The sequence below is a fragment of the Alcanivorax sp. 97CO-5 genome (assembly GCF_000524665.1).
GTDB lineage: Bacteria > Pseudomonadota > Gammaproteobacteria > Pseudomonadales > Alcanivoracaceae > Alcanivorax > Alcanivorax borkumensis.
In genome coordinates this window covers 526,021-539,589 of record NZ_KI965877.1, presented here as the reverse complement: position 1 = coordinate 539,589, position 13,569 = coordinate 526,021, and the positions used below count along the sequence as shown (strand labels likewise).

At 45.3% G+C, this 13,569-nt stretch carries 11 protein-coding genes; all 11 read left to right on the top strand.

Going from position 1 to position 13,569, the window contains the following annotated elements; all coding sequences use genetic code 11:
- The first annotated feature begins 59 nt into the window (after positions 1 to 59).
- The 11 genes from Y017_RS02380 (at position 60) to Y017_RS02325 (ending at position 13,351) form a co-directional block, all read left to right on the top strand.
- A complete protein-coding gene (locus Y017_RS02380; RefSeq protein ID WP_035458772.1) occupies positions 60 to 2,279 on the top strand; it encodes a polysaccharide biosynthesis tyrosine autokinase in 2,220 nt (739 codons plus the stop codon).
- A 205-nt stretch (positions 2,280 to 2,484) separates the two neighbouring features.
- Positions 2,485 to 3,759 (top strand): Vi polysaccharide biosynthesis UDP-N-acetylglucosamine C-6 dehydrogenase TviB, encoded by a 1,275-nt coding sequence (tviB, locus tag Y017_RS02375; RefSeq protein ID WP_035458577.1) that lies wholly within the window; start codon positions 2,485 to 2,487, stop codon positions 3,757 to 3,759.
- Positions 3,760 to 3,881: 122 nt separating this feature from the next.
- Positions 3,882 to 4,925 carry an NAD-dependent epimerase/dehydratase family protein gene (locus tag Y017_RS02370; RefSeq protein WP_035458575.1) on the top strand — a complete coding sequence of 348 codons (1,044 nt, stop codon included), beginning with the start codon at positions 3,882 to 3,884 and terminating at the stop codon, positions 4,923 to 4,925.
- Positions 4,926 to 5,323: 398 nt separating this feature from the next.
- Positions 5,324 to 6,499, top strand: coding sequence for a glycosyltransferase (locus Y017_RS02360; RefSeq protein WP_157825231.1), 1,176 nt, complete (start codon positions 5,324 to 5,326; stop codon positions 6,497 to 6,499).
- Positions 6,492 to 7,895 (top strand): hypothetical protein, encoded by a 1,404-nt coding sequence (locus Y017_RS02355; protein WP_155849236.1) that lies wholly within the window; start codon positions 6,492 to 6,494, stop codon positions 7,893 to 7,895. The genes Y017_RS02360 and Y017_RS02355 overlap by 8 nt, the downstream gene beginning before the upstream one ends.
- On the top strand, positions 7,888 to 8,439 hold the full coding sequence (locus tag Y017_RS02350; protein ID WP_035458566.1) for an acyltransferase: 552 nt from the start codon (positions 7,888 to 7,890) through the stop codon (positions 8,437 to 8,439). The genes Y017_RS02355 and Y017_RS02350 overlap by 8 nt, the downstream gene beginning before the upstream one ends.
- 14 nt (positions 8,440 to 8,453) lie before the next feature.
- Positions 8,454 to 9,737: a polysaccharide biosynthesis C-terminal domain-containing protein gene (locus tag Y017_RS02345; RefSeq protein WP_155849235.1), complete on the top strand. Its 1,284-nt coding sequence runs from the start codon at positions 8,454 to 8,456 to the stop codon at positions 9,735 to 9,737.
- 8 nt (positions 9,738 to 9,745) lie between these two features.
- Positions 9,746 to 10,870 (top strand): glycosyltransferase family 4 protein, encoded by a 1,125-nt coding sequence (locus Y017_RS02340; protein WP_035458564.1) that lies wholly within the window; start codon positions 9,746 to 9,748, stop codon positions 10,868 to 10,870.
- A gap of 8 nt (positions 10,871 to 10,878) precedes the next feature.
- Positions 10,879 to 11,475: a sugar transferase gene (locus Y017_RS02335; protein ID WP_304412606.1), complete on the top strand. Its 597-nt coding sequence runs from the start codon at positions 10,879 to 10,881 to the stop codon at positions 11,473 to 11,475.
- Positions 11,468 to 12,124, top strand: coding sequence for a NeuD/PglB/VioB family sugar acetyltransferase (locus tag Y017_RS02330; protein WP_035458771.1), 657 nt, complete (start codon positions 11,468 to 11,470; stop codon positions 12,122 to 12,124). Before Y017_RS02335 ends, Y017_RS02330 begins: the two co-directional genes overlap by 8 nt.
- A gap of 45 nt (positions 12,125 to 12,169) precedes the next feature.
- Positions 12,170 to 13,351 carry a DegT/DnrJ/EryC1/StrS aminotransferase family protein gene (locus Y017_RS02325; protein WP_035458562.1) on the top strand — a complete coding sequence of 394 codons (1,182 nt, stop codon included), beginning with the start codon at positions 12,170 to 12,172 and terminating at the stop codon, positions 13,349 to 13,351.
- Positions 13,352 to 13,569 lie beyond the last annotated feature (218 nt).

Genomic DNA, 13,569 nt, shown 5'->3' with positions numbered 1-13,569 from the left:
CGGTGGTTTCACTGCAAAAAACGCCCATCGGCAACCAGACAGGCAGAGCAGAAAAAGACATGCCAAACAACGAAACAAGCACAACACGCCCGCTCCAGTCGTCATCCACTATGTCGGACGAAATTGACCTACAACGCCTGTGGGGCCTACTGGTTGACCACCGTTGGCTAATTATCAGCACGACTTTTATTGCACTGTGCTTTGGTGTGGCCTATGGGCTGTTCGCCACGCCGATTTATAAAGCGGATGCCTTGCTGCAAGTAGAAGATAAACAGGGTGGCGTGCCCGGTTTTTCCGAGCTAAATGAATTGTTCACAGAGGAATCCTCTGCCGATGCGGAAATCCAGATTATTCGCTCCCGGATGGTGCTGGGGCAAATTATTGATCAGCTGCAATTGGATATTCACGTGGCCCCAGACCGGGTACCCTTTTTGGGCGCCCTAGGCGCAGCAGACCCTGCCCCCGCATTCGTACCCCAACCCCTGTTTGCCGGCTACCGAGACAGTGAAACTTCCGTGGCGGTTAAATCTTTTCAAGTACCGGAAAATCTGGAAGGAAAAACGTTTACGCTGATCGAAGAAAACGGCTTGCCCACGCTTTATCTGGATAAGCAAAAAGTGGGCAGTGCCCCGTTGGACACCCCGATCACGAGCAAAGACAAACGGATTAGATTGGAGCTAGGAGAGTGGGAATACGGCGAAGAGCCGCTGAATCTCATACATCAAAGCCGCGCAAGTGCTGTGAGTCAGCTTCGTAGCCGCCTTTCTGTTAGTGAACAAGGAAAGTCCACAGGGATTATTGCCCTGTCCATCACTGGGAAAAATAAGGCTCGTATCCGTGCCATCCTGGATGCCATTAGCGAAACCTATCTACTTCAGAATATTAAGCGGATGTCGGCGGAAGCTGAAAACAGCCTGGACTTCTTAGACGAGCAACTTCCCGAAATTAAAGAAAAGCTCAATGGTGCCGAAGAAAAACTCAATGCCTACCGCCTAAAAAGCGAATCCGTCGACCTTTCTTTGGAAACCGAGTCCGTGCTGGAGCGGCTGGTGGCCATTGAAGGAAAAATCAATGAGCTGAAAATTAAAGAAAGCGAAATTTCAGCCCGCTTTACTCGCGAGCACCCCGCCTACCGCACCCTGGTTCAACAGCGCGCGTCTCTTAACCAGGAAAAAGAGCAACTTAACAGCCAAATTAAAGCCCTTCCAGAAACCCAGCAGGAAGTGCTGCGCCTTATGCGCGACGTGGAAGTGAATCAGGAAATCTACGTAGGCCTGCTTAACAAGGTGCAAGAATTGCGCATTATGAAGGCTGGCACTGTCGGTAGCGTGCGTATTATCGATAAGGCCTTGGTGCAACCGGCACCGGTTAAACCAAAGAAACCATTAATTGCCATTCTAGCGGCCATGCTGGGCGCCATGGGGTCTGTGGGTATTGTCTTGCTGAAAGCCGTTTTCAACCGGGGCATCGAAAGTCCGGAGCAACTGGAAGAGCAAGGCATCTCTGTGTATGCCTCTATTCCTTTGTCCGAACATCAACAGAAAGTAGATCGCATTGCCTCGTTGCAGTATCGGCGCAAACGCAAAAAAAGCAAAGAAGCCATACCGCTATTAACACTCTCGGATCCCAATGATTTGGCGGTAGAAGCGCTGCGCAGCCTGCGCACCAGTTTGCACTTCGCCATGATGGAAGCCAGCAACAAGGTGCTTATGGTGTCCGGTCCCAGTCCTGGGGTCGGCAAGTCGTTCATTTCTGCTAATTTGGCGGCGGTGCTTGCCCAAACCGGCCAGAAAGTACTGGTGGTAGATGCGGATATGCGCAAAGGTCACATGCATCGCTTTTTTGAAAATGACAGTGGCGCAGGGTTGTCAGACTATTTGTCTGGCCAGGTGGAGCAGGAGCACATTGTCTACTCCACGCAAATGGAAAATTTATCCTTTATTCCCCGTGGTCAGTTGCCCCCCAATCCGTCAGAGCTGTTGATGCATGACCGCTTTAAAACCCTAATGGAATCACTGAGCGCCCAGTACGATATCGTGCTTGTGGATACCCCTCCTATCCTTGCGGTAACCGATGCTGCGATCGTTGGTCAGTTAGCGGGCAGCAGCCTGATTGTCACTCGCTTTGGCGTGAATAGTGTTAAAGAAGTCGATATTACGCTGACTCGCTTTGCTCAGAATAATGTTGAAATAAAAGGGGCCATTCTCAATTGCATGGAGCGGCGAGCGTCAACCGAATACGGTTACTATACCTATGAGTACGGCAAGAGTAGTGAATAAAGTAAAGCTCTAAGTTTGGAGACCATGTAGAAGGGGGGGAGGGCCACGAAAATATTGAGGAGGGGGGCTCCTAGAGAACTTTTCTGCTTTGAAGTGATGGAACTGAGCAAACGGTAAAACGACTCGTTCGAAATGCGGACGTGGCGGATAGCCGCAAGGGAAATCGAACAATCAATCATCAGCACATAACGGATTGGAAAACGAAATGGAACTGAATGACATCAAATTGGCCGTAATTGGTTTGGGCTATGTTGGCCTGCCGTTGGCGGTGGAGTTTGGTAAGTACCGCGAAGTCACGGGTTTTGATATTAATCAACCCCGTATTAATGCACTTAATGCGGGGCATGATGTCACTCTTGAAGTTAGCGATGAAGAGCTGGCGAGTGCCACTCAACTGCAGTTCAGCGCAGACCCTGCAAGTCTTAATGATTGTAATGTTTATATCGTCACCGTACCGACCCCCATTGATGAACATAAACGCCCGGATCTTACGCCGCTGATTAAAGCTTCAGAAAGTATCGGCAAGACTTTAAAGAAAGGGGATGTCGTTATTTATGAATCTACGGTGTATCCCGGTGCTACGGAAGAAGACTGTGTTCCTGTCTTAGAGTCCGTTTCTGGGCTTACCTATAATAAAGATTTCTTCGCCGGTTATAGTCCCGAAAGAATTAACCCAGGTGATAAAGAGCACCGTGTGACGACTATCACCAAGGTGACGTCTGGCTCCACACCGGAAATTGCAGAGCTGGTTGATAAGCTTTATGGGTCTATCATTACTGCCGGTACTCACAAGGCGTCCAGCATTAGGGTGGCAGAAGCGGCCAAAGTGATCGAAAACACTCAGCGTGATCTGAATATCTCACTGGTCAACGAGTTGTCTATAATCTTCAACCGTTTAGGAATCGACACGGAAGAAGTGCTGCAGGCGGCGGGGACCAAGTGGAATTTTTTACCGTTTCGTCCAGGTTTAGTGGGAGGCCATTGTATTGGAGTGGATCCTTATTACCTCACCCATAAAGCACAATCGATTGGCTACCACCCTGAAGTTATCCTTGCAGGTCGACGGATCAATGATGCCATGGGCCGCCATGTTGCCAATGAGTTGGTGAAAGCCATGTTACACCGTCGAATACAGGTAAATGGTTCGCGTGTTTTGGTAATGGGGCTAACGTTTAAGGAAAACTGCCCTGATCTGCGTAATACACGGGTCGTGGATGTGGTTAAAGAGCTGCAAGAATACAACATCTCCGTAGATGTGCACGACCCTTGGATCAATCCTGTAGAGTCAGAGAATGAATACGGGATCAGTCCGGTGGCTCAGCCAGAGCAAGGAGCCTACGACGCTATCATTCTGGCGGTGGGTCACAACCAGTTCAAAGCGATGGGGGCAGACGATATCCGAGGTCTTGGTAAATCCGATCACGTTCTCTACGACCTGAAATACACGCTTCCCAAAGACCAAGTCGATCTACGCCTGTAAGAGTTCGCTCTCAAACGAACCGTAACGTAGCGGCCTCGCATTGAGAGGCAGAAACGACAAGTTCGAACAGTTTGTAGGAGCGCCGCTTGGCGCGGAAGTGACATACGAAACATGGAAGAAACATGACTACCCGCTACGAACAAGTGAAAGCTGATCTCAAGTCTAACCCAAAAACCTGGCTTATCACCGGCGTGGCCGGTTTCATCGGTTCCAACTTGCTGGAAACTCTGCTCAAACTAGATCAAACGGTAGTCGGGCTGGACAACTTTGCCACCGGTTACCAACAGAACCTGGATGAAGTCCAGCGTGTAGCATCTGCAGAGCAATGGGGCCGCTTTAGCTTCATCAAAGGAGACATTCGAAATCTGGATGACTGCAAGAAAGCAGTTTCTGGTGTCGACTACGTGCTCCATCAAGCGGCATTGGGCTCAGTGCCGCGCTCCATTGAAGACCCTATCACTACTAATCAGGCTAACATTGATGGTTTCTTGAATATGTTGGTTGCCGCCCGTGACGCTAATGTCGCCAGCTTCACCTATGCTGCATCAAGCTCAACCTACGGCGATCATCCAGATCTTCCCAAAGTGGAGAGTAAAATCGGTAAGCCACTGTCGCCATATGCAATTACTAAATATGTTAATGAGCTTTACGCTGAGGTATTCGCTCGTTCATATAGCTTTCAGACTATCGGTCTTCGTTATTTCAATGTGTTTGGTAAGAGACAAAATCCAAATGGAGCTTACGCAGCAGTAATCCCAAAATGGATTGCGGCGATGATTAAGGGGGAAGTTGTATTTATCAATGGGGACGGGGAAACAAGCCGAGACTTCTGTTTTATAGAAAATGTGATTCAGGTGAATATTCTTGCCGCAACAGCTCAGGAGGATTTTAAAAACAACGTATACAACGTTGCCCTGGGCGACAGAATTACACTCAATGATTTGTATGCTGTTATCAGTGCTGAACTAATTAGTTGTGGAGTTAATTGCGACAATTTTCTAGAGTACAAAGACTTTAGAGTTGGTGATGTTCGACATTCGATGGCAGATATAAGTAAGGCTAAGAGCATGCTGGGTTACGAGCCTGAGTTTATAGTTGTTGAAGGAATCAAGAAAGCAATGCCTTGGTATCTAAATTCGATGGGTGAATTCTGTATAAAGAAGTAGGAAGTAAGTTAAGGAGTTTAGAATGAGGGGTAGCGGTTTTTTAAGAAGAATAAGAATGTAGCATTATTTTTTGTTATATGGATGCTGCTGGCGGAATTTCAATAGGTGTGATGTATTTATTGCCGATTCTATCTCAATTTTGTCGACAAATTATGTCTATAGTGACCCTGTAATCCCTATAAAAAGATCAAGAGGCTATAATAGCGAAACATATGTTTCCAGAAGCGTGTGGGTTTGTGCCGGTTGTAGATTTTAAGCAGGAAGTTTTATTGTCGAAGGTGTTGTGTTGGCTGTCGGGGCTGTTTTAGTCAATGAGGCGATTGCTGATAGTGTTTATGGCGGTGTGCCTGCAAAGAAAATTAAAATTAGATTTTCATGTTAAACATTGGAAAGCAATTATGAAATCAGTTTTTGCGCATGATCATATTTTTATAAATGATGGGGAGTGCTTTTATAGCCGGTCTGGATTCCCTCAGTCAGTATTGCAGAGATATGCAAATGCGTTTGGCGCTGTTGATGTTATTTGCAGGTCTTCTTATCAACGGATTGTTAATGATATTGAGCCAATCCAAGATGAAAGGGTTTCTTTTTTTCCACAAAAAAATATTAGAGAAGTTAAAGGTGTTCGTTATTTCTTTTATGTCAATAAAAAAATGTCGAGGTTGATTGAAGATTCAGATGTGGTCGTTGCTAGACTGCCTAGCACCTTGGGTTTAATGGCTGCTCGTCTTGCTAGAAAGCATAATAAGGTTTGTCTTGTGGAGGTTGTCGGCAATGCATTTGAGGCATCTAAAATGCATGGATCAAAGATGGGTTTTTTTTCTGCGCCTATAGAGCACTACTTAATGGCAAAGACAGTTCTTAATGCATCAACGGTTGTTTATATAACATCAGAGTATTTGCAGAGTGTTTATCCTACAACTGGTGACTCTTATGTTTGTCCTAATGTGAAAATTTCCGCAGCAAGGATGCATGACATTAAGAACCGATTAGAACTTGCAAAATCAAAAAAAAGAAAAACGATAGGTTTGGTCGGGTCTCTGAATGTTGATTATAAAGGTCATGAGGTTGCACTTAGGGTGCTCAAGAAAATTCATCAGCAAGGGTTTGATAATGTCAAAATTGAATTGGTCGGGCCTGGAGATCCTAGTAGATGGAAAGAAATAGCCGAAGGCTTAGGTATTTCATTGAATGTGGTATTTAAGGGCTATATTTCACCAGGAGATAGAATGTACGAATGGCTCGATACAATCGACGTGCTTTTGCAGCCGAGTCTCACTGAAGGGCAAGGTAGGGCTATTATTGAAGCAATGAGTCGCGGGTGTCCTGTAGTCGCTTCAAATGTTGGCGGTATCCCAGAATTACTATCTCCTGAGTGTGTTTTTGATGCAAATGATGTTGATGGCTTCTCTAATGCGTGCTTGCGGTTGTTAAATGACCTTGAATTATGCTCATCAGTGTGTGAGCGAAATTTTTCTGAATCCCGGCGTTTTTTGCCAGAAGTAATAGAGGAAGCCAGGCGTACTGTTTTTGATGACGTCATTAGAAAAGTAGAAGGGAATAAGTTTGAATAACTTGGATTTTCTATCCAGAACCGGATACCGGCTCTTTATACTTCTAACTTCTGCAGTTGCAATTTTTGCTGTTTTTATGAGTGTTGGATTTGGAGATGAAAATTATACACTGCTTCCTCTTATGCCATTAGCTTATTTGGCTTCTGTTTTTATTGTTTCAGCTGTGGCTTGGTGGCGCGGTCCAAGCATTTTTTTAGCGGTCAGTATCGTCGTAATGTTTCTTCGATACGTCGCTTTTCCTTTTCTTGTGGTGGTGAATGGAGGTTATGAAGGTCGGTCTTGGAGTCCGCCACTATCTGAAAGTTACAATACAGCTATTATGCTTATGGTTTATGAGTTGCTGGTGGTTTCAATATTAATTTTTGTGCTAGAAAGAAAGTACTGGAATAAAAAAAGTAGAGCGCTGTTTGTCTCAGAAAAAAAAGTATTGCCTGTGTGGTTTGGTGCTGGCTTAGCTGCAGCTTCAATTTTTTTAGTTGTTTTTTTTCCTCAAGCTCTATTGTTCGTCAATTTTATTTATCCGAAAATTGTTTCGGAAGATTACTCCGTGACATCTTTGGCAATTTTTGTGGCGATGTTGCTAATGACTTCAAAAGTACTTTTGGTTGTTTTTTTTCTGAAGGCTATTAGTATGCGGAAGAATAAATCGAACTTGTATGCATGGTTGGCGCTTTTGGTTTGTTTGGTCAATATTTCAATTTTTTTTGGAACTAATAGAATCGCCGTGATACTTACGGCGGTTGCTACAATGATAATATTCATGAGGCTTTATCCTAGGGTTTCGTTAATAAAAGCAAGCTTGGTTGGGGTCGCCGTCTTTGGGCTTTTTGGTTTAATTACAAGTGAAAGGGAGTATGTGTCAAAATCTGACTCCCATTTGGTTTCAATGGCAGATCAGATACAAGGTTATACTGGAGGCATTTATAATGTTGCGATCGGCGCCGAAGTTTCCGTTCGCTACCCGGAGGCTTCAAAGTTAGAAGTCCTCATATATGATTTTTTGAGGCCGACTATGGGGCTTAATATTTTGGTTTCAGATTGGGATGTGAAGTATTCAAATATATATTTTAATGACAGGATGTGGGTTAATGTCGACCGAAGGTCTCAGATTATTCCTATGATTTCACAAGGGTATTTATTTTTGCCTTTTATTTTTGCGCCATTGCTATCTTGTTTTTTTGTTTTTATTGGTTATTATTTGATGGGTTTTTTGAGTAGTGTTGTTTTTTTAGAGGTTCACTACTTTTTGCTTTTATGTGTTATGCGGATCGGTTTTTTTTGGGGGCAAAATAGTATGAATATGATGAATTATTTGTCTATGAATCTTTTGCTGCCATTAATAATATTATTTTTATATAAGGTTTTGGTTGGGTTGGGGAGACGTGATTATGCATGAAAGACTGGGGTTTTACAGAAGAAAGGCGAAAACCTTTTTTGTTTATGTGGTTTTGTTTCACTTTGTTAAGTTGTTCTGTGATGTTTTGATTCCAAACTTTCATGTAGGAAATCTTGTTCGGGGGAAGCTCCTTGGGCTTTTTTTCAAGTCTGCGGGGCGCCGGTTATCGGTAGCTTCCGGGTGTATTTTTAATGGTGTTTGGAATCTTGAAATCGAGGATGATGTCTATATTGCTCATAATTGTTGGATTAATGCAGTTGGAGGGTTGAAAATTAAAAAGGGGAGTATTTTCTCGCCTAATGTAGTTGTTGCCACTACTGCGCATGGAAGGGAAAATGGGCGTGTTTCTTTGCGCCGATCTAATCTGAGTGCAATACTTATTGGTGAAGGGGTTTGGGTCGCCAGCAATTCTGTTATAACTAAAGGCTCTGTTTTGGGGAAGGGAGCAGTTATTTCAGCTTGTTCAGTCGTAAGGGGGGAGGTTAAGTCAGGGGGATTATACTCTGGCAATCCAGCCTGTTTTGTAAAAAAAGTCATTGACTAACTAGGGCTTCTCACTTGTCCGATTACATTTTCACAGCGTTAAAAAAAATCTCAGTTATATTGCTAGGATTGATTTCCTCTGTTCTTCTAGCCAGGTATTTAGGGCCAGAGTTGAGGGCGGAATACGCAATTGTAGTCAATGCGGCGGCTGTTATTTCTGTGGTTTTAGGGCTAGGTGTTACAGGTTCTTTTCAAAGCTATAGACGGAGCTTAGGGCGATCAGTTTCGGCTGCTCATTTTTCTTTCTCGATCATTTCATGTGTGGCTTTGACCGTTTTACTGTTAATACTTTGGCATTTTATTAAACCTTTTTATGCATTGATTATTGCTGCTTCAATCTCTCAGCTTCTTCGGATGCAATTACAGAGCTATGCGTTAATTGAAGATATAAGAGGGGCGGCGGTTTCGTCTTTTTCTGGCGGAGTGGTTGAAGTTTTATGTGTCTTTTTGTTTTGGCTGTTTTTCCCTGAAAGTGTTTTTTGGGGTGTTTTTGCTCTTTTCTTAAAGAATTTTTTCATTACCATTCTTAGTGGCTATTATATTTATAGTGCTTGTGTTGGAGGGGTGAAAAAAGAGGGTTTTTATACGTTTTTTTTAGAAGGGTCTAGGCTGTTGTTTGAAGGAGGGAAGGTTTCAATTTTTAAGTCTTTCCCTTATTTTTTGCTGACAGTTTTGATTATGATAAATTATAAGGCTGATATATTGATGTTGGCGTACTTCAATGTTGATGCTTTAATTTTGGGTGCTTTTTCGGTCGGTGTTATAATAGCTGAATACCTTTGGGTTTTTTCCGATATCTTTAAGGATGTGCAGATTAGCCGTTCATCGAGGGGGGGGGCTGCTGCTGATTCTGCCTTTTCGAGTAGGGTTGCATTGTTTGTCACTCTGGTCGTCTATATTTTTTATGCCCTATTTGGCCGTTTTTTTGTGGTTTTTTTCTTTGGCGATGAGTTTTCATCTAGTTTTGATTTTTCATTATTGGTTCTGGCCGCTAACTTTTTTATGGTTCCGTGTAAAATTCTGGGTTCCTATTTGATTTCTAGTGGTGGGATCAAGGGTTATTTGTTGGCTATGTTCATTTCTGTTTTCTTAAATGTCACTATTAATGGATGCCTTATACCTGATTATGGGGTTTATGGGGCGGTTATTTCTAGCGTCATTTCTTATTCTTTTGCCGGTTTGTGCGTTGTTTTTGTTTTTTCTTATAGGACGGGAGAGAAGCTTGCGGATGTTTTGTTTTTTAATTTGACAGATTTAAGAAATATTATTTTTCTTTTCCGGTCGAAGCTTATTCGTTAGGTCTAGTTATGTCGTCTATAGTGTTAATTGCCAGCTATCCGGATTCGATTGTTAAGTTTAGAGGGGCTCTGATATCTAATTTTATTAATGCTGGATACCAGGTCCATGTTGCTGTTCCAAAGCTTGATTCAAGCCCGGATATTGCTAAACGCCTGAATGACATTGGTGTTATTGTTCATGATATTCCTCTCCATCGCACGGGATTAAATCCATTCAAAGATTTGTATACGTTGCTGTCGCTGCGGAAACTTATCATGCATATAGAGGCGGATTGTGTGCTCGGTTATACCATAAAACCGGTGATTTACGGTTCTTTGGCAGCTTGGCTGTCCAGTGTAAAGCATCGGTTTGCACTGATTACCGGGTTGGGTTACGCCTTTACAGGGGAGGCGGAAGGGCTTCGCAAGGTACTGCGGACCGTTATTAAGCAGCTTTATCGATTTTCTCTATCTCGCAACAGTTTAGTTTTCTTCCAGAATCCGGATGATGAAGCTCTGTTCAGAGAGTTGGGGATTCTGAGGCCTTCGATTTCTTCTTGTGTGGTAAATGGTTCTGGCGTGGATGTGACAGAGTATGCCGTTTCTCCCTTACCGGAACGCCCTTCTTTTTTGCTTATAGCGCGTTTGCTGGGGGACAAGGGAGTGCGTGAGTATGCCCAGGCAGCAGCCCTGGTGAAAGCTCGCTATCCGGATGTGAGTTTCAGACTAGTGGGCTGGATTGATGACAATCCTGACGCCATTTCACAGAAAGAGCTAGATGAATGGGTAAACCTTGGCACGATTGATTTTCTGGGAAAGCTTTCAGACGTAAGGCCTGCGATTGCGGATAGCAGCGTATATGTTTTGCCTTCCTACCGTGAAGGTACGCCGCGTACCGTACTGGAAGCTATGGCTATGGGGAGGGCTGTAATTACTACTGATGCCCCGGGTTGCCGAGAGACGGTTGTAGATGGCGACAATGGTTTTCTTGTTCCTGTAAAAGATGTGCCTGCATTGGCCGACTCCATGATCAGGCTGATTGAGAATCCTGTTAAGGTTAAAACCATGGGCATTCGCTCGCGGCAGATTGCGGAAGAGAAATATGATGTGCACAAGGTGAACGCGGTCATGCTCAGGAAAATGGGTCTAGGATGAAGCGATTCATGGATGTTGTGGGTGCGTTGGCTGGCTTGCTTTTGTTGGCGCCCGTGATTGTTACGCTAGCTATTCTAGTGCGACTAAAACTGGGTAGCCCGGTGCTGTTCCGTCAGACTCGCCCAGGCATGGTTGGGGTCGCATTTCAGATGGCTAAATTTCGGACCATGACCGATAAACGAGATGAAAGAGGTGAGCTGCTGCCCGACGCTGAGCGTTTAACCGCATTTGGCCAGTTCTTGCGCTCTACCAGTTTGGATGAATTGCCTGAACTGTGGAATGTACTGAAAGGGGATATGAGCCTGGTTGGGCCTCGTCCCTTGTTGATGGAATACTTGCCGTTGTACTCCGAGCGTCAGGCTCGACGCCATGAAGTACGTCCCGGAATTACGGGTTGGGCGCAAGTAAATGGCCGTAATGCGCTCTCCTGGGATGAAAAATTTGAGCTGGATGTGTGGTATGTGGAGAACCGTACTTTGTTGCTGGATATTAAAATTATTTTTTTGACGATTTTACGGGTGATTAAACGGGATGATATAAGTCATGATGGGGAGGCCACTATGACGCGGTTTTACGGAAATGATGATGAGGCCGATAATGTCTAACACTTTAATAGGGGTATATGGTGCGAGTGGTTTCGGTCGTGAAGTGATGCCGTTAGTTGAGCGGCAGTTTAGAGGTGTTTATCCTGATGTGCGTTTTGTCTTCGTTGACGACACCCCGGCTACTGAAATGCTTAACGGCCATTCAGTATTAACCTATGCCGAGTTTCTTGCTAATACAGCAGAGACACGCAAAGTGGTTTTGGCAATAGCTAACAGTGTGATTAGAGAGAAGCTCGTTGCACGCTGTTCAAACGATGGAGTTGGTATACTTTCCGTAATCGCGGACAATGTCGTTATGCTAGATCAGGTTGATGTTGGAGAGGGGGGGATTCTTTGTCATTTTGTGCAGTTGACTTCCAATATCCGGATTGGAAAGCAATTCCACGCGAATATTTCCAGCTATATTGCACATGATTGTGTTATCGGTGACTACGTTACTTTGGCGCCTGGGGTTCGTTGTAATGGCAATGTCCATATTGAGGATCACGCTTATATTGGTACAGGAGCAATTCTTAAGCAGGGCACGCCAGACAAACCGCTCGTTATTGGAGCTGGGGCAGTCGTTGGGATGGGGGCTGTTGTGACGAAAAGCGTGCCGCCGGGTGTCACCGTAATCGGTAATCCCGCGAAGCCTTTGGTTAAAAAATGATTTGTTTGTGCATTTTTCCTTTTATTTTTTCCTTGAAGGTTACTCATGCTTAACGGCCCCTTTTCTCCTTGGCCTTCCTTTACCCAGGAAGAAGCCGATGCAGCGTCTCGTGTACTGCTTTCTAACAAAGTGAATTACTGGACTGGCCAAGAAGGCCGGGAGTTTGAGAAGAGCTTTGCGGCTTTTGCGGGCACGGATTACTCCATTGCTGTGGGCAACGGCACGTTGGCCTTGGATCTGGCCCTTAAAGGTTTGGGCGTTGGCGTTGGTGATGAAGTGGTCGTAACGCCGCGCACGTTCTTGGCGTCGGCGACAGCGGTGATTAACGCTGGGGCGACGCCGGTGTTTGTGGATGTGGACACGAATACCCAGAACATTACTCCTGAGTCGATTGCGGCGGTGATTACGCCTAAAACCCGGGCGGTGATTGCGGTGCATCTCGCCGGCTGGCCCTGTGATATGGATGGCATGATGGCGCTTGCTGACCAGTATGAATTGTTTGTGATTGAAGATTGCGCACAGGCACATGGCGCGACCTATAAAGGCAAGCCGGTGGGTGGTTTAGGTCATGTGGGGTGCTGGTCTTTCTGCCAAGACAAAATCATGTCTACTGGCGGGGAGGGAGGCATGGTCACGGTGAATGACCGTGACTTGTGGTCCAGGATGTGGAGCTTTAAAGACCACGGTAAAAGCTGGGAGGCGGTGTATGAGCGTGAGCATCCGCCTGGGTTTCGCTGGTTGCACGAGTCGGTAGGCACTAACTGGCGATTGACTGAAATGCAGTCCGCCATTGGCCGGATCCAGTTGCAGCGCATGCCGGAGTGGACCGCCGCGCGCCAGGCCAACTGCCGGGCAATCTGGGAAACTGCAGCATCACTGCCTGGTTTGCGGGTGCCTGTGGTGCCGGAAGACATCGGCCATGCTGGTTATAAATGTTATGTGTTTGTGGATGAAGCAGCGTTTAATGAGCCCGTTGCAGTTGTGCGTGACCAGATTATGAATGCCATTGTTGCAAAAGGAGTGCCGTGCTTTTCGGGTTCCTGTTCCGAGGTGTACTTGGAGAAGGCGTTTACCAGCCTTGGTTTGGGACCTGAAGAACGTTTGCCGGTAGCTAAGGCTTTGGGTGAGAGTTCCTTGATGTTTCTGGTGCACCCGACATTAACCGAGGCCGAGATTGATAAGACTTGTGAAGTGTTGCGCAAGGTGATGAGTGACGTGACTTCATAAATGTCGGCTTACTGCCTTGGGCCTCTCTGTGCCCTGGGGTAAACACGACTTACGAATGGATGTGTGTGTTTGTGATTTGTAGGTCGAATTAGCCTGCAAGGCGTAATCCCACAATTGTTGTGACAGGTAAGCGCATCAAGGATGTCGGTTACCTCTAATGCCATATGGTTGTCTGATTCCGTTCTTTGGGCTAATTCGAGCTACCGATGAGGTGAGAG

Excerpts from the sequence above, each read along its gene's own strand:
- Y017_RS02325 (WP_035458562.1), top strand. The coding sequence starts at position 12,170 with ATGCTTAACGGCCCCTTTTCTCCTTGGCCTTCCTTTACCCAGGAAGAA.
- tviB (WP_035458577.1), top strand. The coding sequence starts at position 2,485 with ATGGAACTGAATGACATCAAATTGGCCGTAATTGGTTTGGGCTATGTT.
- Y017_RS02340 (WP_035458564.1), top strand. The coding sequence starts at position 9,746 with ATGTCGTCTATAGTGTTAATTGCCAGCTATCCGGATTCGATTGTTAAG.
- Y017_RS02370 (WP_035458575.1), top strand. The coding sequence starts at position 3,882 with ATGACTACCCGCTACGAACAAGTGAAAGCTGATCTCAAGTCTAACCCA.
- Y017_RS02330 (WP_035458771.1), top strand. The coding sequence starts at position 11,468 with ATGTCTAACACTTTAATAGGGGTATATGGTGCGAGTGGTTTCGGTCGT.
- Y017_RS02380 (WP_035458772.1), top strand. The coding sequence starts at position 60 with ATGCCAAACAACGAAACAAGCACAACACGCCCGCTCCAGTCGTCATCC.
- Y017_RS02335 (WP_304412606.1), top strand. The coding sequence starts at position 10,879 with ATGGATGTTGTGGGTGCGTTGGCTGGCTTGCTTTTGTTGGCGCCCGTG.
- Y017_RS02350 (WP_035458566.1), top strand. The coding sequence starts at position 7,888 with ATGCATGAAAGACTGGGGTTTTACAGAAGAAAGGCGAAAACCTTTTTT.
- Y017_RS02360 (WP_157825231.1), top strand. The coding sequence starts at position 5,324 with ATGAAATCAGTTTTTGCGCATGATCATATTTTTATAAATGATGGGGAG.